The organism is Bremerella sp. JC817, assembly GCF_040718835.1.
Lineage (GTDB): Bacteria > Planctomycetota > Planctomycetia > Pirellulales > Pirellulaceae > Bremerella.
The window spans coordinates 666,362-689,886 of sequence record NZ_JBFEFG010000281.1 but is presented as its reverse complement, the minus strand read 5'-3'; the positions used below and the strand labels follow the sequence as shown (position 1 = coordinate 689,886).

At 56.7% G+C, this 23,525-nt stretch carries 14 protein-coding genes; 7 read left to right on the top strand and 7 right to left on the bottom strand.

Going from position 1 to position 23,525, the window contains the following annotated elements:
• Positions 1 to 76 precede the first annotated feature (76 nt).
• A complete protein-coding gene (locus AB1L30_RS25745) occupies positions 77 to 1,909 on the top strand; it encodes a TlpA disulfide reductase family protein (RefSeq protein ID WP_367017317.1) in 1,833 nt (610 codons plus the stop codon).
• Positions 1,910 to 2,067: 158 nt separating this feature from the next.
• On the top strand, positions 2,068 to 2,571 hold the full coding sequence (locus AB1L30_RS25740; RefSeq protein ID WP_367017315.1) for a peroxiredoxin family protein: 504 nt from the start codon (positions 2,068 to 2,070) through the stop codon (positions 2,569 to 2,571).
• A gap of 9 nt (positions 2,572 to 2,580) precedes the next feature.
• On the opposite strand, the gene AB1L30_RS25735 is transcribed toward AB1L30_RS25740, so the two are convergent.
• From AB1L30_RS25735 to AB1L30_RS25725, 3 genes are all read right to left on the bottom strand, one after another.
• On the bottom strand, positions 2,581 to 3,540 hold the full coding sequence (locus AB1L30_RS25735) for a transglutaminase family protein (RefSeq protein WP_367017313.1): 960 nt from the start codon (positions 3,538 to 3,540) through the stop codon (positions 2,581 to 2,583).
• A complete protein-coding gene (locus AB1L30_RS25730; protein WP_367017311.1) occupies positions 3,533 to 4,498 on the bottom strand; it encodes a transglutaminase domain-containing protein in 966 nt (321 codons plus the stop codon). Before AB1L30_RS25730 ends, AB1L30_RS25735 begins: the two co-directional genes overlap by 8 nt.
• Positions 4,499 to 4,859: 361 nt before the next feature.
• Positions 4,860 to 5,099 carry a hypothetical protein gene (locus tag AB1L30_RS25725; RefSeq protein WP_345094078.1) on the bottom strand — a complete coding sequence of 80 codons (240 nt, stop codon included), beginning with the start codon at positions 5,097 to 5,099 and terminating at the stop codon, positions 4,860 to 4,862.
• Positions 5,100 to 5,314: 215 nt separating this feature from the next.
• On the opposite strand from AB1L30_RS25725, the gene AB1L30_RS25720 reads away from it, so the two are divergent.
• A complete protein-coding gene (locus AB1L30_RS25720; protein WP_367017309.1) occupies positions 5,315 to 6,322 on the top strand; it encodes a hypothetical protein in 1,008 nt (335 codons plus the stop codon).
• A 74-nt stretch (positions 6,323 to 6,396) separates the two neighbouring features.
• Here AB1L30_RS25720 and AB1L30_RS25715 read toward each other — a convergent pair whose 3' ends face one another.
• Positions 6,397 to 6,630, bottom strand: a complete 234-nt coding sequence (locus AB1L30_RS25715; RefSeq protein WP_345094074.1) for a hypothetical protein — start codon at positions 6,628 to 6,630, stop codon at positions 6,397 to 6,399.
• 370 nt (positions 6,631 to 7,000) lie between these two features.
• Here AB1L30_RS25715 and AB1L30_RS25710 point away from each other — a divergent pair, with 370 nt between their 5' ends.
• A complete protein-coding gene (locus AB1L30_RS25710) occupies positions 7,001 to 10,015 on the top strand; it encodes a tetratricopeptide repeat protein (protein WP_367017307.1) in 3,015 nt (1,004 codons plus the stop codon).
• A gap of 3 nt (positions 10,016 to 10,018) precedes the next feature.
• On the opposite strand, the gene AB1L30_RS25705 is transcribed toward AB1L30_RS25710, so the two are convergent.
• Positions 10,019 to 11,119, bottom strand: coding sequence for a GNAT family N-acetyltransferase (locus tag AB1L30_RS25705; protein WP_367017305.1), 1,101 nt, complete (start codon positions 11,117 to 11,119; stop codon positions 10,019 to 10,021).
• Positions 11,120 to 11,632: 513 nt separating this feature from the next.
• Here AB1L30_RS25705 and AB1L30_RS25700 point away from each other — a divergent pair.
• The 3 genes from AB1L30_RS25700 to AB1L30_RS25690 all read left to right on the top strand — a co-directional run bounded on the left by AB1L30_RS25700 (position 11,633) and on the right by AB1L30_RS25690 (position 16,360).
• On the top strand, positions 11,633 to 12,574 hold the full coding sequence (locus AB1L30_RS25700) for a MoxR family ATPase (protein WP_367017303.1): 942 nt from the start codon (positions 11,633 to 11,635) through the stop codon (positions 12,572 to 12,574).
• Positions 12,575 to 12,662: 88 nt separating this feature from the next.
• Positions 12,663 to 13,889 carry a DUF58 domain-containing protein gene (locus AB1L30_RS25695; protein WP_367017301.1) on the top strand — a complete coding sequence of 409 codons (1,227 nt, stop codon included), beginning with the start codon at positions 12,663 to 12,665 and terminating at the stop codon, positions 13,887 to 13,889.
• Positions 13,886 to 16,360 (top strand): DUF3488 and transglutaminase-like domain-containing protein, encoded by a 2,475-nt coding sequence (locus AB1L30_RS25690; RefSeq protein ID WP_367017300.1) that lies wholly within the window; start codon positions 13,886 to 13,888, stop codon positions 16,358 to 16,360. The genes AB1L30_RS25695 and AB1L30_RS25690 overlap by 4 nt, the downstream gene beginning before the upstream one ends.
• Here AB1L30_RS25690 and ychF read toward each other — a convergent pair.
• Together ychF and AB1L30_RS25680 are read right to left on the bottom strand one after the other, a co-directional pair.
• A complete protein-coding gene (ychF, locus tag AB1L30_RS25685; RefSeq protein WP_367017298.1) occupies positions 16,350 to 17,441 on the bottom strand; it encodes a redox-regulated ATPase YchF in 1,092 nt (363 codons plus the stop codon). The genes AB1L30_RS25690 and ychF overlap by 11 nt on opposite strands.
• A 185-nt stretch (positions 17,442 to 17,626) precedes the next feature.
• Positions 17,627 to 23,401 carry a hypothetical protein gene (locus AB1L30_RS25680; RefSeq protein ID WP_367017297.1) on the bottom strand — a complete coding sequence of 1,925 codons (5,775 nt, stop codon included), beginning with the start codon at positions 23,399 to 23,401 and terminating at the stop codon, positions 17,627 to 17,629.
• Positions 23,402 to 23,525: the final 124 nt, after the last annotated feature.

Below are 23,525 nucleotides of genomic sequence, written 5' to 3'. Positions count from 1 at the left end.
CCAATCCTCTAGAATTCCGCCGCGACTTTCCGTGGGCAATCGGGAAGGATCCGAGAAATTTATCAGGAAGTGTTCCATGCGAGTTCGAGTGTTGCTGAACAAGAGTTGCTGGTCGGCTGCCGTAGCAGCGGCAGCTGGGCTGACGTTGAGTGGTTGCGGTGGTGGTGATACCGCGCCGCCAACCGTGAGTATCGAACAACCTGCCGCCGGCAATTCGACCGCCGCGGCACCTACCCAACCGACCGTTCAGGTCAATGCGACGCAGAACGCGACGCCGCAGACCAACCCGGCGACTTCCGCTGCGGCAGCAAGCCCTGCGGGTGGATCGAAGTTCACTTCGACCGAGCAGAACATGGTTGCTGCGGCTCCTGCCCAGGACGGGGCCGAGATGCAGGTCAACGGTCAAGCGGCGCAAGCCCAGGAAGACCTGACCCCGGCGATGACGGCCGCTGAGCTGGCTGCCGCAATGGATCTGGACAATGTGCCAGATGGCAACGCCGTGCAGCTGCTGACCTATATGAATAACTTGACGGCCGTTCCGTTTCCGGACAACGCCACGCCTGCCGAACTGCGTCAGTTCGCGTCGAAGGTTTACTCGAACATTCTGGCTGCTTCCGACAAGCTGCTGGCCGTTCCTGGGGCAACCTCGGACGTACGTCGCAATGCGGTGCAGTTCAAGTTCAACGCTTATGAAATGCTGATTCAGATTCTGCCGGAACAGGCCAACGCCATCCGTCAGGAACGTATTCAGTACGCTCAGAACATTGCCGGATCGAACGATCCTGAAGTTTCGCGATTTGCCCGTTTGTTCCTGTTCGAGCAGATGTTGGCCCAGTTCGCTGCTGGCGAACCATCGTTGTTCCAGCCTGTTCTGGAAGACTCGCGTTACATCATCGAAGATCCTAACGCTGACATCATGCACTTCGGTGTTGCTGAGAACGCCGCCACCGTGTTTGCCCGCATGGGTCACACCAACGAAGCCGTCACCATCCTGACGATGATGAAGAATTCGTTCACCGGTGCCAAAGACGAAAAGCTGGCTGCTCGTGCGACCGAACTGGATGACATGATCATGCAGTACAAGATTCTGGGCACCATGATGGCCGCCGCCAATGGTGACGAAGCTTCGGAAGACCAACTGGTCGCCGCGCTGCGTGCCTGGATCGCGACCAAGGAAAAGGAAGACCTCGAACCGCTGCAGATGCTGGCGACCATCGAAATGCAGATGGAGGACTATCGCAAGATGCAGTTGGCGCGTCGCTTGGCCAACCTCATGCTGGAACATTACGGCAACCATCCTGATCCTCAGGTGGTCGAGTCGGTCAACATCTCGGTCAAGAATGCTGAAAAGCGAACCGGTTTGATTGCCAAGCCATTCGTCGTCGAAGGCAACAACCTGAACGGTACGCCTTTCAACTGGGAACAGTACAAGGGCAAGTGGGTTCTGGTCGACTTCTGGGCGACCTGGTGTCCAATCTGCATCGAAGAGATGGACCACATCAATCAGGTCTATCAGAAGTACCGCGCGAAGGGCTTCGAAGTCGTGAGCATCAATCTCGACGACACGGCCGAAGCTCGCAACCAGTTCTTCCAACAGAAGCAATTGCCTTGGCCAACCGTCATCAGTGCCAACCCAGATACGACCGGTTTCAAAGACCCGAATGCCCAGCGCTGCGGCGTCGAAGCACTGCCGTTTCTGGTCTTCGTCGGTCCTGACGGCACCGTGGTGGAAATCAATCCACGTGGCGAACGTCTGGAAGAGTTGCTCCAAAGTGTCCTGAACCAAGGGGCCGGCGGCGTGCAATCGTTGAGCACCCCAGTCACCCAGGTGCCTGGGGCTACCGTCCCAGCCAACCAAATGGTTCCTGAGACCGCTGAATCTGACGTCAGCCTGAAGGTTGTGCGTTAAACGCCACCCGATAGAAGTCGAACAAAAAAAGGCAAGGTGAACGCTCACCTTGCCTTTTTTCGTTCTTGTGTGATCTGCAGCACGGTCGGGGGAAGGGAGGCCTGCGATTCTATAATGAACCACGAGGCCACCAACCTTTATTCGCATGGAGATCCACGATGATTACCAAGACAATTACCACACTCTGTTTGACCGCCGTTGCCCTGATGGCTTCCACGTCTGTTGCTGAAGAGCTGAAGGTCGGAGACAAGGCTCCTGAGTTCTCGCTGAAAGGGGAAGGTGCCGACACGATCAACCTCAGTGACTTCAAGGGGAAGAAACTGGTACTCAGTTTCAATCGCGCCAACTGGTGTCCCTTCTGCATGAAGCAAGTCGTCGATCTGCAGAAGCACTACGATGCCATTCAAGACGCCGGCGCGGAAGTGCTGGTCATCTGGCGAGAAGAAGCAACCGGCAGCGACGGTTTGAAGAAGATTCGCGACAAGACGAAGGCAACGATGCCATTCGCCTTGGACCTGAAAGCGGAGCGAACCGGAGCGTATAGCCCGGAAGGTTTCGACTCGTACATCATCGACGAGCAGGGAAAGATCATCGCCGTGCTGGAAGGGACCAAGCCTGATCGCGCGATGGGCGACGAAATCATGCAGCATCTGAAGAAGTAAGATGCTGACTTATTCGGCTCGAGGAGGTTCCTTGCCGGGAGCTGGCAACCAGACCACTGCCGGCGGGGCCGATCCTTTGTAGTCGCGAATGGCCAGTTCCTGCTTCACGTAGTGCTGTGGCTTGCGACTGCCAGCGATGCGAAAGTTGTCCCCCTTTTGCAAGATGGGACGCTTCTCGGGCGATTGTCCAAAAGGAAAGTCGCCTGTCATTTCGACTGCCACCCAGCGGTCGGTACCGTCGTCGGTTTTCGTGAGGAACTCTGGATAGCAATGTCCCGGCACCCAGACCGTGCGGGCCGGGATGTTGCCGGCCCGGCACAAGGCGACAAAGAGCGTCGTCATTTCTTCGCAGTCACCGCGGCCTTCTTCTAGTGCCGCAACAGCGCCCTTCATCGGGCCGTTTTCGTAGGTGACGTTCTGATGGACGAAGTCGTAATAGGCTTCGACCTGATCCCATGTGGAAGCATCGGGCTTCGCCAACGACTGAGCGACCGTCGTGATCTTGTTGTCACGGCTTTCGACGAAAGGCCCTGGCAGAAGATACTTCCGCTGGGTTCGATCGAGTTGCTTTTGACTCGGCGCAGTTAACGACTCAGGTCGATTCGGGGCAACGATCGGTTGGCGATCGACCTGGAAATAGAGCATCACCTTCGCGGTCTCGCCGGCCGACATGCGAGGGATATCAACTCGGGCCTGGCTGGTTCCATCCAAGTCGAGGAACTTGAGCGAAGCCCCTGGAGGGAGTTCCTGGCGAACCAGTTCTACCTTCTGATCTTGCCAGTTGGCCGGTACCGGAAAGGTTGCCGTCACACCCAAGGCAGGCCCTTGGACTTGTAGCGTGAATCCGGTTTCAAAGTTGCCAACGCCACCGGAGGAAGCGGCTGGTGTTTCGACCGCACCAAACTGAGCCGATGCCCACGAACCGCAGGCCAGCAGAAGCAACGTTGCCGCGAAGAACTGTTTAACCACCGAGCACCTCGCGAACGAACTCGACCTTTGGCTTGCCACCACCACGCACTGCTTTGCCAGTCAGCTTTTCGTTGACGAAACGCTGAGGCTCTTTTTTATCAGGCACGCGGAAGTTGTCACCCTTTTGCAGGATGATCGGATGATCAGGCATTTCGCCGAAAGCACGGTCTCCGGCGACGCGGCATGGGTACCAGTGGCCATCGCCGTTTTCGTCTTCCAGGTAGAACTCGGCATAGCTGGTGCTTGGCACCCAAACCGTACGGGCAGGAATGTCCGAGGCTCGGCATAGGGCGATAAAGACGCCGGTGACGTCTTCAAAGTCACCTTTCTTGTCGCGAAGTGCGGTCACGGCGTTCGTGTTTTGAGTCGTGGTATACTCGATGTTGTCACGCACCCAGTCGTAGATCGCTTCGACTTTGTCCCAGTCCGATTCGATGTCTTTGGTGATCTCTTTGGCCTGCGAACGTATCTCGCCGTGACGCGATTCGATGAATGGACTGGAGCCAAGGTAACGTCGCATCGCCAATGGAACCCGTTTCGGGATCTTCAGGCCGGACGTATCAGCAGGAGGGGAGGCGGAGCGGCGTTCGACTTCCACGGTAATCAGCGCGACGGCGGTTTGACCGGCGTTGAGGCGTGGGATCGAGATCATCATCTCTTTGACGGTCCCTTCGACCAGGCGGTAACCGACCCGGCCGATCTCAGGCGAGATCTCTTCGTCCGCCAGACGCACCGATTGTTCCGGCCAGTCTGCGGGAACCGGAATCGAGGCGACCAGTCCGCCGACGGGACCGCCGACCGCTTGGATTTTGACACCGACCTGGTATTTGGCGGTCTTCGAGGTACCAAGAACGGTGGCTGATTTCGCTTCGTCAGGTTGGACGTTGTCGAATTGAGCCCACAACGTGTTCGGAAAGCTGAGGGCGACGAGCAGAAGGGGGAAGGTGTATCGCAGCATGAAATCTTCGGGCAATTGGGGAAGAACGATGGAGTCGTGAGGTCTTCCGTGTGCCGGTCCGGGCCAGTACTCCTTCACCTGCCGCCTGATACTCTATCTTAGTCGCTTCCAGGGAACGGGGCGAATTCGGGCCAGGGAATCTGCTGAGTCTGGCAATCCCAATATCGGTTCGGGTAACTGCACCTGTATTGGCAGTCGTACCGGTTACGCGGACTCGATACGAAACACCCGGATTGGGAGGGGTGATGGTCCGAAGAAAGAAAGGTGCGTAAAAAAAGCCACCTTTCCAGCGAGTAAATCTCGACAGAAAGGTGGCCATTGGACGTGCACCCCAGCCCGTGATGCGGACTGGGTGTCCGGTTTAGCGGGCAGGTGCCGGCAAAACATTTTCGGGAGGCGAGACGATCACGGACGAGCCGTCGTAACTGCCTTCGTACGAAATGGGCGGGTCATAGCTGGTCACGGCAGGGCTGATCGATTCAACAGGTCCGCAGCAACCATCGTTGCTCGATCGCCAGTTGAAAATGTCACCCCCGCAGCGGCAACCGGCGGTCGCGGCAAGCAAAGCCACGCACGACAGAAGTAGCGTAAAGCGCTTCATGGGGTTCTCCTCATGGGAACGTTGCGACTGGGGAAATGAAACAAACACAAGTTTGGCTGCGAAACACTACCCCACAATTAACGATGTGCAACTGAAACATGAGAATTTCCGGCAACATGGATGATGAAAATTTTCATCGCCGCGCGCCAAATACGTGATAAAGTTACTGCGATGGATTGCGTGACCCTAAAGCTCCCCCCAAGCCTAAAACTTTGATGAACGCCTATCGTTTAACTTCCTGCCAGGTTCGGTTGTGCCTGCTTGCCCTGTTGATGTTGCTAGTCTCTGGCACATCGCTTTTGGCCAATTCCGGTGGATTCCGCGAATCGATCGACGGCTATCCTTGCGGCTACCACTGCAAAGAACCTCGTCCCGGCGACGAGGTCTTCATGGTCTCGTCCCGCTGTGCGCCTGGCGGCTGCGGCTGGCAATTGCCGGTCGAGAACCTGCAAGTGTCGCAGTATGTTGTCGGTGAAGGTTGGAAGTCGATCGAGTGGGATGCCTTCGTCGATATGCCATCGCCCGGCGGATTGACCAGCGTCTACGTCCATGGCAATTGGATGAATACCTATTGGGCCGAACGCCGTGGCTGGGAGATGTACCACGAGCTAACGCGTGGTCTGTCGATGGATCAGAAGGTTCGCCACGTTATCTGGTCGTGGCCGACCCAGGAAGAACCGCATCCTCTGCGAACGGTTCGCGAACATGCCGTTCGAGCCGATGCTGATGCGTTTTATCTTGCATCTTACTTGATGACCCTTCCGCCGACCGAACAGGTTTCGTTGTCGGCGTTTAGCCTCGGGGCTCGCGTGGTGACCGGGGCTTGCCATCTGCTGGGTGGCGGAACGCTGGGGGGACGCGTGCTGCCAGAGCATGAGCCCAACGAGCATGGCTACCGCGTGGTGCTATTGTCGGCCGGCGTGACCTATTCGGCCGTTTATCCGACCGGTCGCAATGGGCAAGCGATGGAAGTGATCGATCGGATGTACAACGCATTCAATAGTGCCGACAAGATCTTGAAGCACTATCGCCTGGCGACGCAGCGTAAGGGAGACGAAGCGGCTGGCTACATCGGTTTGAGCCTCGCTTCTCAGCAGCGACAGAAAGTCGAGCAAGTCAATGCCGCGAATATCCTCGGCAAAGAGCATAGCTGGGACAACATCGTATGTGCCTTCTGTTTGATGGAACGGGCACGCGACTATTTGCAATGGAAAGAAGTTTAAATCGGCGCACGAAAACACCGTGCTGAGAAGTTCTTCGCAGCACGGTGATCGTTTATTTCGTGATCGACGTAGCCTTAGTTGCCTTCGCGGGCAGCTTCTTCGGCTCGGTAGGCTTCCATCGCGTCGGATTCACGCTGAAGCTTGAATTCCGGACCTTCCGAGTAGTACTGGACGTCGTCGTAGATGTAATAAGGGCTTGGCAGCGTTTGTCCGCCCACGTCCACTTGGCAACCAGTTCCCGCCAAGAGGGCAATACATCCGAGGCCGGAGTACAACGTGGTCTGAATCCAGGTGCGTTTCGTTTCCATCCTTGGAAGTCTCCACCAGGTCGGCGAGCGGTTCATCCTGAACCATTGGCTCGCTTGTCGTGGGTTGTAAGGGTCGCGTGAATGCATAACGCATGAAATGCGTAAATTCGTTACTTTCGATATCGACGCATCCGGGGCGAAACTTTGCTCCAAAAACAGGAAAAACCGGTAGGAGCGACGAAATCCCCCTAACCGTTCCAACTTGACACTTGGTCGCGCTCGCCTCAGCTCACCACCCTACGGTACGAAATTGCGTGGCATATTCCGAATGCTGGCAATGACTTTGGCTTTTTCCATGTATCGCTTGCATGTGGGGGGTAGAATGGCGGTAACACCTCCGCAGAAGCTAATTCCTCGAAGGAGCCTGCCGATGCCTTGGGCTAGCAGCCGAACCCCCTCGATCTTATTTCTCGTCCTCATCGCTCTGTTTGCACTGCCTGCGCAATCGTGGGCCCAGAACAATCAGCGTCGTAGCACCACAGTGCCGTCGGACGCTTATTTCGTTGGTTTTGGTGCCTTCTTCCAGGGAGATTACGAGACCGCCGGCGAAGCGTTCAATTCCGCCGGCAAGAGCTCCGCCATCATTTCGAGCGATGGCCGCTGGGTTGATTCGATCTGCTACGCCACGATGCTGGGCGAATGCCACTACCAGATGGGCAACAATGCGCTGGCCCTCGAGAATTACAACACTGCGCTCCTGTTGTTCGTGCAGCATACCAATTGGTTGCTGCGCATCAGTCCTGACTCCATTCGTCCGGTTAGCCCGGAAACGAACGATCGCCGTGCGAATGTCACCTGGGGAAGTTCCGGCCGAAATACGATCATTGGCAACTACCCCGATACACTCCCTATGTATCGCGGTAATACCGACGCCCAGAACCAGCAGGTGGTCCGCAATGGCGGCGTTCTTTCGACGCTGCAGGTGACCCCAGTCCGAGCGGGTGAAATCGCGCGCTGTATTGGGCTGGCGATCTTTCGTCGGGCCGAAATCATGGGACCATTGGCACCGCACGATGGCCTGACCGGCCAGGTGCTGGGTGCGTTGCAGCGACGACCCGCACCGCCAAATCACTGGACCGGTGCCTGGGTTGATGCCCAGTATGGTCTGGCCCTGGCCGCGGCCGGCAAGACCGACGAAGCCGTGCAGACGCTGCAGCGAAGCTTGACCACCGCTGGTCAGTACGATCACGTGCTGACGCCGTTAGCTTTGATCGAATTGGGGCGCCTGGCATTGAAGCAGCAGAACTACCCTGCCGCGAAGACCTACTTCCTGGAAGCGACTTACAGCGCTGCTGCTTTCAACCAATACGGCCAGATTGAAGACGCCCTGGATGGTCTCTCGGAAATCAGCATGATCACCGAGCCTGGCCAGATGCCGCAAGGCTTGCTGGCCATGCAGAACTGGAACGAACTTCGAAAGGTCGACGCACTACGGGCGAAGTTGAACCTGGCCCTGGCCGAAGCCAACAGTTATATGGGAAATGTGCCCGCCGCTTCGTCCGCGTTGGAACAAGCTCGCCGCGCCATGACCCGGCGTTCGATGGCGAAGGGACGCGTGGGGATTCGGTACAACTATCTGTCGGCTCTCATCAACTTTCAGGCCGGCAACGCGAATAAGGGAACGAGTGATTTCATTACGGCAGTAAAAGGAAACCGTGCCGTTTCGACTCGGCTTTATCAGACCGAGATGACCAATCAACTCTTTGTCTCAGGCACCCTGAACGAACGTGCCACGCAGTTGCTTTACGATGAACTGCTTCGCGAGCCGACCGACGCCGATTGGATCTCGGCGCCGTTCGAGACGTTGACGGTGTTGCTCACACCGAACGCGGCCGCGATGGAACATTGGTTCAACACAGCCGTGATTCGTAAGCAGCCTGAGTTGGCGCTCGAACTTGCCGATCGTATTCGACGGATGCGATTCTTCGCGACCCTTCCGCTGGGCGGGCGTATGTTGGCACTACGCTGGGTGTTGGAATCACCCGACTCAGCCCTCGACACAAAGGCGAAACTTCAGCGGCAAGAGTTAGTAGGCAAATATCCCGATCTGAAGGTGATGCAGGATGAAGCAAAACGCCTGCAGGGAGAATTGGCCCAGATTAGTTTGCAACCCGACGACAAAGAGTCGTACGCCAAGCAGCGCGACCTGGCCGAGAAACTGAAGGTCGTTTCCGACAACTACGAATTGCTTCTGGGGGCCATCGCTTTGCGACGGACACCGAGCCAGTTTCTGTTTCCGCCCCTCAAGTCGACCCCCGAAATCCGTGAGAAGTTGGACGACACTCAACTGGTGCTGTCGTTCTTCAGTACTTCACGGGCCGTGCATGCGTTTCTGTTCACCAAGAAGGACTACGTCCATTGGACGCTCGATAATCCGCGGGAAGTCAAAGGTCAGATCGGCGACTTGCTGAAGCAGATTGGTCTGGTCAAACGTGACGCTCCGGTCCAGATGAAAGATCTCAACGATACTCAGTGGCAAACCACTTCAGCCGAACTGCTGAAGAAGTTTATCCCCAGCTTGAAACCTGGCTTCTGGAACAACTACTCGGAACTGGTCGTCATCCCAGACGACGTTGTCTGGTATGTGCCGTTCGAGGCGATGCATACCGACGACGGACTCGGGGCAGGGCATACAGTGCCCCTGGTGAACTTAATTCCGGTGCGGTACGCCCCGACGGCAAGCCTGGCCGTGCCTGAGAAGGGGGCACGACCTCGTCCGCAGAACACCGCGATCATTGTTGGCCGCCTTTTCAATGGCGAAGATGACGAAGTTACCCAGCAGCATTTCGACAAATTGAAAGATGTCTTTGTCGCGCCTGATCGTATCGATCGACCGACGGCGGCTCCTTCGTATTTACTTAGCAAGGTTTGGAATCAGTTGGTCGTCATCGACGATAGCGAAGATGCCAACCGGGGCGATATCTGGGCCTGGTCTCCGGCTCAGGCCGATCGCGGTAAAGCAGGCAGCGAACTGGCGGCCTGGCTGCGATCGCCGATGGGTGGTCCAGAAGTGATCTACCTCCCAGGATTCCATACCGGCGCCGAAGACGCCTTGAAGGGTAGTTCGAGTGGCGAGGATATCTTCCTCACGTCACTCGGCCTGATGGCGACCGGTTCGGAAACCGTTCTCCTCAGTCGCTGGCATTCGGCTGGCTCGGGGAGTATCGCCGTGGTCGAAGGGGTCGGCAAACGCATCGGCGAGATGCCAGCGAGCACCGCCATGCAGGAAACGATTGCCGAAGTCCGAACGATGCCGCTCGATTCCAAAATGGAACCTCGCCTGAAAGGGAACGATGGGGGAGCACTGCAGACGCTCGACCATCCTTACTTCTGGGCCGACATGATGCTGATCGATACCGGCATCGACCCTCAAAAGAATGAATAGCAACTAGCCGGCCACGGTGCGATATTTCCACCAGTGGCCCAGTCGCAGAATCGTAGCCAGCAGCGATGCCGAAGAATAATGGCACACTCGCTGAGACGGTAATGTCTGATTGATCCAGCGAGCCTTGATCTCTGCATGTTCTGGTCCCAGATCCAGCAGCGTATCTCCACGCTCGATCGAGTCACGAATCTGATACGCCATCATCATCGTGCCAGGACTCAACCGCTTGCAATCTCCCTGGTAACCCATTCGCAGACCCAGCACATTCCCTTGATGATGGAAGTTGTAGCTGAAGGCGATCAGGCGATTCTCGTGTCGCAGCGTCGTCAGGTCGATCATGCCGAGCTTGGATGCCTGAAAGAAGCATTCGCGGAAGTATGCGGCGGTTGAGTCGTGGGAAATGGTCGTGCCCGTCGTTGAACCTCCCTGCCAGGAAGCTCGCGCGAGGGCAACGCAGGTGTCGTAAAGCTTTTCGTCTGGGACGATCGGATTGCCTGGCTGTTGTTCTGGACGATACCTTGCCGCCACGACGTTTTCTTCGTCCATGCGACGGAGTGTTCGGCGAATGGACGCCCGGAACTTGGGACTTCGTGTTGCGAGGTATTGGTCGAAGGTCTCTGGTAGCTGGATCACGTAGGTAGGATTCCACGGCAAAGTCATCGACGCCAGACCATGGCACCGCATCGCGTTGCTGGCCCGACCACGATCGGCACGGGGATCGATCCAGCGCAAATCGAGCATGTCCCAAGTCCTTGGGATTACCGACAGGTACTGCATCGCCAGATAAAGAGTCGCAGTCGGTTCGCTGCCGATCGGGCCGAAGAACGGTCCCCAGCCATCCAGCGGATAGGTCAACACCGTCACGCGACCTGCTTTGGTGGTCTCTGGTTGTTCCACCAGCGGCAGAATACCTTCGATCCGGCCATGAATCTGGATCAGCAAAACCCGCAATTTCTTTCCAAATCCGAAGAATTGCCAGTAAGTTTGCAGCCATGGAAGGGTTTGAAAGAACGTGGCGTTGGGCGTTTGCTGGACAAGGCGATCCCAATGGTAGTCATAGGCCCGCAGATCCTCGATACGATTGACTTCGATCACTTTCGCCATGTTTGGCCATTCCCAGATTCGGCGTGCATAGGTTGCCCGTGCCTTAGATCTGCAATAGGAATGCCACCCCATAGGGATTCATTTTCGGATGCCCATTTGGCGTCGTAAGTCTTGCATTAGATAGGGTTTACTGACATTGCGTGCGTGTCAGTACAAATCGGTGTAGATGATGACAAAAAACAACAGTGTTGACGGGATGCCACACGTCTACGGAAGAAACCGCTGACACGCGTCTGACAATCGGCGTGCATCTAACCCTTGTTATGGTTTAGAGTTGTAACCGGTTATCCGGATCCAGATGAGAATCTTTCCGCAAACGACCAAAACGAAACGGATCTTGGATCGCTACTTTTCCACGACGATCCGCTATAATGGGTCGACCCCAGCATTTGGGCAAAGCAGTTCGTGAACACCGTTCTCGAGTCGGTTCGATGCCCACCTGCAAGGAAGACCCGCCGCAAGTCGACAACGACGAAGAATCAGTGAAGAACAGCACGCGCTAAGGGATATTGAATGCCAGCCGAGCTCTTAAGTCTCGTATCCGAGTTGGAATCGAATATCAATCAGGTTGTGGTGGGGAAACCCGAAGTCGTCCGGAGGTGCCTTGTCGCCTTGCTCGCCGGCGAACACATCTTGCTGGAAGACGTCCCAGGCGTGGGTAAAACGCTGGTAGGTAAGGCCTTGGCTCGTAGTCTTTCGGGTCATTTCTGCCGTCTGCAGTTCACGCCGGACTTGTTGCCCAGCGACATTGTCGGCTCGAATATCTTCAACTCGAAGACCAACGAGTTCGTTTATCACCCTGGTCCGATCTTTTCGAACGTGGTGATTGCCGACGAAATCAACCGCTCGTCGCCGCGAACCCAGAGTGCCTTGCTGGAAGCGATGAGCGATCGCCAGGTTTCGGTCGACGGTGAAACGCACAATCTGCCGCGACCCTTCATGGTGATCGCCACGCAGAACCCGTTTGAGTTCGAGGGCACTTATCCGCTGCCGGAAAGCCAACTCGACCGATTCCTCATGCGGATCTCGATGGGCTATCCCGACCGGGCCGCGGAACGCACGATTCTCGAATCGCATCGTACCGGTGAACCGGTTGAAGAACTGTCGCCGGTCGTCACCTGTGAACAGATCGTGCAACTGCAGGAATCCGTTCGCAAGATCGAAGTCAGCGAATCGGTCAGCGAGTACCTGCTGGACATCATCGACGGTACCCGAACCAGCGATGACTTGCAGGTCGGGGCAAGTACCCGCGCCGGTCTTAGCTTGTTCCGCGCCGCTCAAAGCCACGCGTTGCTCGACGGCCGCGACTACGTGACGCCCGACGATGTGAAACACCTGGCCGTGTCGGTGTTGGCTCACCGCGTGATTCCAAAGGGCTTCCTCCACGCTGGCCAGCGTGAGGCGGTCGAGTCGATGGTTAAACGCATCGTCGACGATATCTCGGTTCCTGTGTAAGGGACGTGTTCCTGTCGTTTCCCATTACCAGGGATCCGCTCCGCATCGGTGGAGCCCAAGCAAGAATAAGTCGGAGGCCGAATCGAAAATGTTCTCGTGGTTTCGTTTTCGAGGTGTCTCCGTTCCTCAAGAGGGAGTTTACTACTTCCTCGTCTTTATTTTCATTCTCGCCGGTGCGATCGTTCGTAGCGGTATCCAACTGCTGATGATCCTGGCGTGCATGCTGTTGGGACCCTTGCTGTTTAATCTATGGGTGGTGACCAGCAGTCTGAGGAATTTGAATTTCAGTCGCCGAGTGCCATCCCTTCTCTCCTGCGACGAAACCTTCTTTGTTGAGCTGACCGCGAAGAACTCAAGTCGTTACACCACGTACGCGGTTGTGATCGAAGACCAACTGTTTCAGGTCGAAGGCTACGAACCGGAACCGCCGCAAGATGTGGAAGTCTTCTTTGCCAAGATCAGCAACAAAGACGAAGCGATGATCTCGTATAAGGCGGTGATTCGCAAACGAGGAAAGTACCAACTCGGTCCCCTCTCGGCGACAACCGCATTCCCGCTGGGGCTGATGCGGAGCACGCGAACCGACACGGTTGTTTCGACCATCGTCGTCATGCCGCGGCTAGGTGCGATGTTGCCTCCATGGCGTCGACTGGTTCAGCAAGAGAAGTCGGGCTTTGCGTCTTCCCGTCGGCAGCATGGTCTGTTGGAAGGGGACTTCTACGGGCTGCGTGAATGGCGTTCCGGTGATCCCAAACAGTGGATTCACTGGCGAAGCAGTGCCAAGCAAGGCGAACTGGTCGTTCGCCAGTTTGAAAAACAGAACCAGCAAGACTTCGTCCTGGTGATTGACGCCTGGATCCCGGACGAACCTTCTGCTGAAGATAAACAGCGTGCCGAACGTATCATTAGCATGGCCGCCACGGCGATTCGCGAACTAGCGGTGGTCGGTGGATGCCAACTCCAACTGGTGACCTGTGGCGAAGGAAGTGAAACGACCATCGGCAATGTATCCCAGGCATTCGTCGCTCAAGCCATGCATGATTTGGCAATTCTCGTTCCGACCAGCGAGCATCCGATTGGCGAAACAATCGCGGGTTGCTTGAGAACGTCTCGGCCAGGCGCTAGAATCATTTTGTTGACGACGCGGAAGTCCGATCTTTCCGATACCGACCAGTTTGCGGCGGTTTGGAACGATGCCAAGCTTCGCAGCGAGCTTGGCCGCATCAAGACAGTGTCGGCCGGTCGAGGTGAAGACGCCATGTACTTCCACCTTCCCGAGCAAAGTAAGGCGAAGATTTTGGAGGAATCCCCGTGAAAGTCGAACGACTTCTCCAAATCAGCGTAGCCCTGCTGGCGGCGCTCGGTTCGCTTTTTTTGGCCTTCGGGCAAGGTAGTAACTCTGCGTTGCCACTGCTTGCCACGTTGGGGGCGTTTATGTCGGTCTATCTGACTGACATCAAAGGGTGGATTACTCTCAATCGAAACCTGGCGAACTTCGCCGCCTTGATCGCGGTCGTGTTCTCGTTCTTCGACTTCTGGGACAACGACGACTCGAAGCTCATTGCCATCGCCAAGCTGTTGATCTACTTGCAGGTCGTGCTGCTGTTCCAACCGAAAACGACCCGCGTTTACTGGCATTTGGCCGTGTTAAGTCTGTTGCAGGTGGTGGTGGCAGCGGCGCTCGATTTCGGGGTGACGTTCGGGCTGATGCTCATCCCGTACATGTTCACCGCGCTGACGACCTTGTGTCTGTTCTTCGTCTATCGCGAAACGTTGCGAGTCGATCCCGAACTTCGGGCCGCCCACGATGCCGTCGAGAATCGGCCGTTGTTCTCGTTTCTTGCAAAGAAACAACCTGAAACGAACGATTCGACCGAGGTCTCGGTGCCGACGATTTCGCTTTCCGGGCAATTACCAGGCAACCTCGCAGCCGTGTTTTCCAGCGGCAAGATGTTTGTCCAGGTTTTGAAACTGGGGGTTTTCACGCTGATTTCGACCGTTGTGCTGTTCTATTGCTTCCCGCGATTCGATCAAAATCAGTTTGGTCAGGGATTGAATGGCGAGTTTGGTGCTCAGACTGGCTTCAAAGACCAGATTTCGTTGAACGACATGGGGAACATCCTCCAAAGCGATCGCTTTGTGATGCGCGTCCGTTTGACCGACTTGTCGACTGAAACAGTGATCGACACCGAGTACGAACCTTACTTCCGCGGAACGTCGCTCAGCACCTACTTTCCCAACAGCAAGACCTGGATCGTTGGCAACCTGAAGTCGTATCGCGTTAGCGAAATCAAATCGCCGCCAAACAAAACCAATCTGGTCCGGCAGCTGATCGCCACGAATCAGTCGATCCATTTCGATCGCACCAACGAGGGTGTGCTGCTGTTCAGTATTTATCCCGCCTACAAATCACGGGCAACTGCCAGCGACCTGGTCGATAACCAGACGCTCGGAATCGTCTCGATGGCGACCGATGCCCAGGCCCAGGTTCGTCAACCAGATCAGTACGAACTTCTGGTTCCCTGGAATCCGTTTGGCGCCGACGGCGACTTGATGCCCAACCGTCATCCGCTGAATGATCGGGACTTTCGCCATTACCTCGATCACGATCTGACCCAGGTTCCCCTCGATAAAGAGTTTGCCGACACATTGTTTCATGGGCTGACGAAGGTCGCCAATGAACTGGTCGCTGACATTCCTGGCAACGGCAACGAAGAGCCCACCCGGCTGGCGATCGCTCAGCGTCTGGAACGCCACTTCGTGATGGATGGCAATTACACGTATTCTCTGAGTGTGCCGCTGCATATGAAGAATACGCGGCTCGATCCGATTGAAGACTTCGTGGTGAATCACCGTACCGGCCACTGCGAGTTTTTCGCGAGTGCCCTGGCGATTATGCTTCGCAGCCAAGGAATCCCTGCTCGGGTCGTGGTTGGTTACAAGGGGGGCGAATTCAATTCGATCGGCGGTTATTACGCCGTGAAGCAAAAGCACGCCCACGCTTGGGTCGAATGCTTCATGCCGCCCGATCAACTGCCCATTGGCGTCGATCGCTCTGAGTACCCTCAGGGTGCCTGGATGCGACTCGATCCGACTCCTGCGTCTCGTCCTTCGCCCAATCGTAAAGATAGCGGAACCATCATCGACAAGTTTCTCGACTGGTTCGACTACGTAGAACTCGCCTGGCGTGACTATGTGGTGGGTATGAACAGCGAACGGCAGGAAAAGGACATCTACAAGCCGCTGACCGATAACCTGGTCAAGCCGCTCGAAGGCTGGGTGAGCCGCGAGGAATGGGTGAAGTTCTTCCGTGTAAAGCTCGCCGCCATGGGGATTCACCTCAGCGACGAGTGGTTCAACGGTTTCGCCTCGATCTTTACGATGCTGGCCTTGTTGATGGTGGTCGTGCTTTTTGAAGTGGCCCGCAACATGCTGCGTCGCCTGTGGCCGATCCTCAAGCGATTGTTCTATCGCTGGTTCCCCAGCAAGTCGCACCGCGCGGGTTTCTACTTCAAAGCCGAAAAGATGCTGTCCAATGCAGGCTGGCAGCGTCGCGATTCCGAGACCCCACGCGAATACATCAACCAAGTGATCGCCGACTGTAAGAGCCGTGACGTCGGCGCCGACATGATGCCGGCACTGACGCAGTTGATCGATTGGTATTACCAGATTCGATTCGGCGGTAAGACGTTGGCTCCGGCTCAGCAGGAAGCCATCGGCGACCATCTGCACGCCATTGAGGTGCAGACGATCGCATTACGCAGGGCGAAAAAGCCTAAACGTTAAACAGGAAGTGGCAAATGTCGCCGTCGTGCATGACATAGCCTTTGCCTTCGACGCGGAGCTTGCCCGCTTCGCGAATTGCCTTTTCGCTCTTCAGGGCTTCCAGGTCGGCGAGCGAATAGACTTCAGCCCGGATGAATCCCCGTTCAAAGTCGGAGTGAATCACGCCAGCCGCTTGTGGGGCGGTCGCTCCGATTGGGATCGTCCAAGCACGAACTTCTTTCTCACCAGCGGTGAAGTAGCTTTGCAGGCCGAGCAGCTTGTAGGTTGCCCGAGCGACCACGGCCAACGCTGGTTCTGCCAGGCCGACGCTTTCCAGCATCTCACGGCGATCTTCGTCTTCGAGTTCGCTCAGTTCCGATTCGATCTTGGCGCACACCGGCACCACTTCGCCACCTTCTTCGGCAGCTCGGGCTCGAACGCGTTCGACGATCTCGCCTTCACCATTCAGGTTGTCTTCGTCGACGTTGGCCAGGTAAAGCACGCTCTTGGCGGTCAACAGCCCATAATTCTTGACGATGTTGGCCATCTCGGGATCGTGCCATTCGGCCGAACGGAGCGGTTTGCCATCGGCGAGCAGGGCGTGGCACTGGTTCAAGATCTCGACCTTGGCCTTGGCATCTTTGTCGCCTGAGCGAGCCGTGCGAGCCGCCTTGTCGCGAGCCGACTCGACCGTTTGAAGGTCTGCCAGCATCAGTTCGGTATCGATGGTGTCGATATCGCGAATCGGATCGACGCTACCGTCGACGTGCACCACGTTTGGTTCCTGGAAGCAGCGGACCACGTGAATGATGGCATCGACTTCGCGGATGTGGGACAGGAACTTGTTGCCCAGACCTTCCCCCTCCGAGGCACCCCGGACAATCCCAGCAATGTCGACCAGCCGCAAAATGGCCGGAATCACTTTCTGGGTTTTGATATGGGACTGGATGATATCCAGACGGGGGTCCGGCACCGAAACGATCCCCACATTGGGCTCGATGGTGCAGAAGGGGTAGTTTTCGCTGGCGATGCCGGCGGCAGTTAAAGCGTTGAATAGGGTCGATTTACCGACATTCGGCAGGCCGACGATTCCGGCTTCCATGAACTCTCGCTTGATTTGGCAAAAGACGCGATACCAGGCACATTCAACACGCAAGCGCCTTGGATAAACGGCTGATTTTACCCGAAATGAAAAAGGCGACCAGTCGTCGTGACTGGTCGCCTTCCGCTGTTCGCATGAAAGGCCGAAACATCCCAGAGGAACGAGTCGGCCCGAACTTGCAGGTCTTACTCAATAAACCGCTTCAGCATGATCGTGTCTTCCACGTTCATGTCTTCGCCGGGCAGGTATCCGACCGGGACCGAGCGGTCGATGATGTAGAACGCCCGGTGCCGTTCGATCTCGCCGGTGTCGCTCCCCTTTTCCGCCGCCAAAGCCCAGCCGTCCGGATGGTTGGCGTCGACGTCGTGAGGTTCGACCTCGAAGTAGCCAATCGTGATCCAGACTGCGAACACGTTCGACTGCGTCCCCGCCACGTTGGCCAGACGCTGGTAGGCCTGGTAACGGAGCATTGGGTTGTCGTTGGTTCGGTAGTGGCGAACCGCCGTGTTGTCGATCGACGAATTGGTAAGTGTCAGGTCGAACAGCGGATCCTTCGTGGCCGAAGTCGGATCGACCGAACGCAAGATCGAGCCTTCAACCGGTGGCAACTGCAAGCGGGTATCTGGCGAGCCAGCCGATCCCAGTTCCGCCATCAGTTCCGAAGTCCCTGGCGTGCGGTAAGGGTTCGAGAATCGCGATGGATACTCGCCGGCGGTTCCGGAGAAGTGACCCTGGCGATTCGTCTGGAACGCCGTCCAACTGGCAAAGTTGAAGTTGCCGTTATTCCAGAAGGTCGGATCAAAGATCGATTCGTAGACGCTTTGGGCTGGAATCGTGTTCAGGTTGATCTTGCCTGGTTCGCGGAACTCGGAACGGTTGTTGAACGGGAACAGATAGCCGAGTCGAGCATCGTTAACCTTCGACGTCACACCATCGGTTCGCAGACCACCGGTCGGATTGAACTGGCTGTAGTTGAACCACTTCTTCGTTCCACTGAAACGGGATGGCACCGTGACGAAGTCGAAGATACGAGCGAACTGAGTCGTCATCGCATCATTCGCTGGCGCCGCACCCGTCAGGCCGATCGTGCCGTTGCTGTGGAAGAAGTTGAGCAGGTTCCCATAAGGAGCCTTCGTGGCGTCCAGGCTATCGCCATTACCTGCGGCGGTAGCAGCGTAGTAAGGATTGACGACAGTATTCGTATTGTCTTTGCGAACCAGCGAATATTCGTACAGCAGACGCTGTGGCGAACTGGTCGGCACCATCATCAGATCATACGCACTCACCATCGGGCTGTTCGCCCAGTGGAGCCAAGAGAACGGATTGTTGATCACATCGACCGTCGTGCCGCTTGGCACTGCCCGGTTGTCGACGCGGGTCTCGGCCGGACGAGGCGAACCAATATAAGCGTTGTTCACCGTACCTGAGCCAACCGTCATCCCCTGATTTATTGGGGCACCGTACGTGCTGTTGATATAGCCCAGTGTGTGGACCAGCGGCCGCGCGAAGTGGTCGTCAGGGAACGTCGTCGTATCCCGCGGAGTCGACCAGATCGGAGGCGTTTGCTGCAGCGTCTTGGCAATTTCGTCGGGGCTGGCGATCGTGGTACCACTGATGGTTCCCATCACGCCCAGCATGTTCCCGTCGGAGGTTTGACCATTCATGGTGGTCGCGACGGCCGTTTCGTCTTGCGTTAACGCACGCTTGCCTCGTTCACGGCTGCCAAAGCGAACCGTGGCAGCATTCGGGTCGGCACCTTCCGACGGATCAAACTGGTTGGCCGTCACGGTGGCATTGCTCGCAGGATTGTCTTCGCCATTGAAAACGGTCAGGTCGATCGGCATTGAGTCGACACTGATGTAAGGATTCAACGTGGCGTCGTAATCGCTCCAAGGATTGGCCAAACGCTGTAGGATGGCGGTCTTGTAGCCGTCGGCATAGGCCAATACGTCGGTGACCTGCTTTTCTGGGGCGGTTTGGGTGCGATACAAAGGCTTCACTGCCGTCAGGGCCGCATTGGCGTCGTTCAGCGGATAGTCTTGATAGGTCGCGTCGGCCGCACCGGCATCCGATTCAAACGGAATGTCCGGAGCGGTCATCGACGTGCCATCGGTGTAGTACTGCAGGTCGCCGGTCATCGTGGCCGGGTTCGGATAGGCTGGCTTGGGATAGTAATCGTTCCGCAGCGGTTCCGAAACGTTCAAACCGATCCCCAGTGGAAGCCCGTCTGGATCATCGGTGCCATAGGCGGTTGGCAGGTCCATGGTGACGGATATCGCCAGATTCGTCTTCTGACCCGTTGCGGCGATTGGGTAAGCGGTTGGCGTGGTCGCCAAAGCACCATTCTGCAGGAACTGCAGGGCGCCATTATTTGCCCCAGTCATATGGAAGGAGTACGTTCCATTGATGTTGAAGGCAGGATCGTTGGCCGTGTCAGGCTTCGAGCCGATGAAGGTGTCCTGACGCGGACACACCACGAAGTAACCATCGGGAGCGAGCAACAAGTTCGTCGAATTGTTCCCACGCCAGCGGAACTCGCGGTCTGGAGTCGTGCCAACGTAGTTCGCGAAGTAGACGATCCGGTCGATTTCGTATTGCTCGTCCGTGTAGTTCGTCGCGTCGGTCGCTTGACCCAACATCTTCAGCGTACCGAGGATCGATTCGGTGTTCAGGTCGCCTGGCATGCCACCGGGCGATGGCGGAATTGGCTGGAAGTTGACCGTGTCTGGCCGCGTTGCCATTTCTTCAATCAGCGAAGTCGGAGCACCGCTGGTTTCTTTGCGGTTGGCAATCACGACCCGCCAAACCGGGTAGTTGCCCGATGGGGTCATTTTGTTCAGGTGCAAACCACCACTGGTATACAGTTCGTTCGGCAAACCTGCGTTACCGACGTTCGACGACTGGTTTCGCGGATTGTAGAACTCCATGAAGAGCGAGCCCTGCGGAATCCGGTACTGGTCGAGCGTCAGGTCGTCGCTCATCGCCGATGGACCGCGCTGTTTCTGCTTGTCGTCGTCTAGCAGCGTGTCTTTGATGCGACGATCGTGGAAGGCGAGCGTTTCCGAAATGACCAGTTCCGGAGCTTCCGCACCCCAGACAACTCGGCGATGCGTGCCTTCGTTGTCGGCCAGGTCGCCATTCACCTTCCAGACGACGCCACTCGTCGAGTCGTACGTGAACGGGTTCAGATCGAACTCGAAAGGAGTCAACACGGCGTCGCGGTCGATATAGTCGACGACGTTGACGGCCCACTGGGCAATCCGCCGCTTCATCAACTCTTCTTTCTGCGGATCGGTCAGCGAGCTGTCGACCGTTGGCAGCATGTAGTCCTTTTCGACCATCAGCAGCATCATCACGTACAAGTAACGAGCCATCAACTGACGCGAGGCACTGTACGAGATCGCATAGTTCGGGTTGACCGTGCCACCGTTAATGTTCGGGGCATTCGCTCCGACACCGGCAGTCCCTTTAACCCAGTTGGTTAAGCCAACGTTCGTTGCTGGGTTCACTGGATTCGACGTCGAGATGGATTGTTGGAACATCAACTGAGCATTGGTTTGCAGCTCAAAGATGTCGTCGGTCTGAAACGTCATATCATCATCGATACCATTCGCTGGACCTTCCAGCAGACGATTCAGGTCGAACTGTTCTCCACGGAGGACTTCGGGTGGAAGCAGTTCGTGAATCTTTTCTTTCAGCAGAATTTGATCGGCCGGGTTGGTTGGGTCCCAGCTGTTTTCTTCTCGCAGACGTTCCTGCAGCAGCGACACCAGGGTCGGGGCAGGGCGGCGCTGGGTCGCGGCGCGGCCGTTGAACATCATGTTTTGGCTGGAACCGCTACCCACCGCGCGGCGATCGTAAGGCACGTCGACACGTTTGGCGGCCGGAACCTGGAAACTGGCCGTGGTGATCAAGCGGCGATTGGCCGGAGCGGCAGTCAGGGTCGCATTGGCCAGTTGCAACAAGCGGTCTTCGCTACCGGTTGCCAGAAGCGAGTCGTACTCTTCGTAACGCAAGACCCGTTCCAGTTCCTGGTACGAAAAAGGAGCGTCGAAATTCGAGGCCTGCAACAAGTTGAACTCGTACGGATCGTCCTGGATTTGACCAATGCCGCTAGGTATTGCCTGCGACGAAAGGGTCGTGCCGTCGACTCGGGGCTGGAAACGGGGACGACCGGAGTAGTCCATGTACATTCGTCCCATGCCGACGCGATCTGCCGGGTTGCCGAAGCGATTCCGAACCGAAGTCGTGAACGAATTGATCAGGCCAATGTTGTCCATTCGGCTGATCGGATCGTCGACGCCAGCTTCTCCGGGATAGCCAGCGTAACGGGCATTCATCAGGTTGTACGATTCGATCGCCGAGAAGAATGGCTGCAGATTGATGTCGGCCGGACCGTAGCCCGTTCCCAGCACTAACTGCATATCGAGCGGATTGTTCGAGGCATCCCACGATGGCGAATACTGGCTATGCCGTGGTGTACCGCTGTTCGATGCTTCTAGCAACGTGCGAGCCGCACTGTCGGTGCCACTCGTCGGTGGGAAGCCGCCGGTGGTCTCGAACGATGCCAACTGCGAGTAGAAGCCGTTGGCGTTGACGTTCAGCAGGCCATCCATATCTTTCACCAGGATGGCGGCCAATGGCTTGTAGCGGCGACCTTGCGGGTCGGTCTTCAGCGGCAAACCTACATCGACCCAGATACTGTCGGCAGTGCCGTCCAGGTCGTTGTCGATGTCCCACTGGGCCGTCGCACTGGTGCCAAAGATGTCGAAGTTCGGATTGCTGCCGTTGAAATTCGGATGGTGGTCATTGTCGGTCAACGGCCGGAAGATCGTCTTGCGGCGAATCGCCTTCACACGATTGATCAGTGCCAGCGTCGGTGCCGTAGCGTACATGAACGACGATTTGTTGTCCGGGTCGCGGAAAAGTTGATATCGTTCGGCGTCGCTGGCCAAACCGTTGAATTCGGTGTCGGTGTCGTTGAGGTAGTTAACCCAATACTCGAGCAGGTCCTGGCGATGGAACGATGGAAGGATGTTGTTCGTGACGCCGGTCGATCCCCCCTGGGTGTACGAGAGGTACATGTTCTGGTAGTCGGCCGCATCGTAAGCTTCGTCACTTCCGCCTGCGTCGACCGCAATACCACCGACCCGGCCCGATGGATAGGCGAGGCGAATGTTCGGCGACAAGGCGACCGGATCGCCCGCACTGTCACGCAGGTTCAGCGTGCGCTTGTTGTAGTTGGGGGAGGTACCCGTCTGGTTCGGATTGAAACCCCGGCCGGTGCCGTTGAATGGTGGATCGTTGACGACAAATTCGTCGCCGTTGCCAGGAGCGATTTCACCGTCGCCGTTGATGTCGACCAGTGAAGTTCGGGTAACGATCGGATCGTTGTCGATGATGAACGTCACGCCCTGAAAAGCTGGAGTCATGCCCGACTCGTCGAATTCCAAACGGTAGCTGAGGATTCGGTGCGACTGGCCGCGAACCTCGCCACTGGTGAACGTGACGATCGAGCCGGTGTAATACTGTTCGATCGTGAAGAGGTCGGCAGGAATGGCGGTCTGGTCGACCTTGATTTCCCACAGCTGATTGATGTCGAACGCCGTACCGCCACCCGATTGCGGCCGGGTAATGGTGACCGTGGTGGCGTTGCCGGAGATGCCCACCGACTGATTGCCCCACATGTCGGCCAGCAGGTCTTGCTTCCAAAGAAGACTGGAAGAACCATCGCGAGGGCCGCGCAAGAGTTGCATCAGGACGTTGTCCGCTTCGGAGGCAGAGTCGCCTAACGCCAGGTCTTTTCGCAGGTTCGCGATCGATCCTTTGTTGTACGTGGCGGCCGCTACCACAAAGGTCAATCCGACCAAAGCGAAGAGAACCAAGATGCTGAGAACCACCAGCAGCAGGGCACCTCGCCGCGGCTGCCTGGTATTCATGATGCTCTCGATGCGTTTCATAGTTCTTCAATCCTTGCTCGCTGGTAAGAAGACCTGCCCCCGCAAAGTCTCCCGCAGCACTTTATGCAATGTCCGGCATGCCAGGCCGGGCTTGTTGATCTAACTTGGAAAAGTTCGTCAGGAA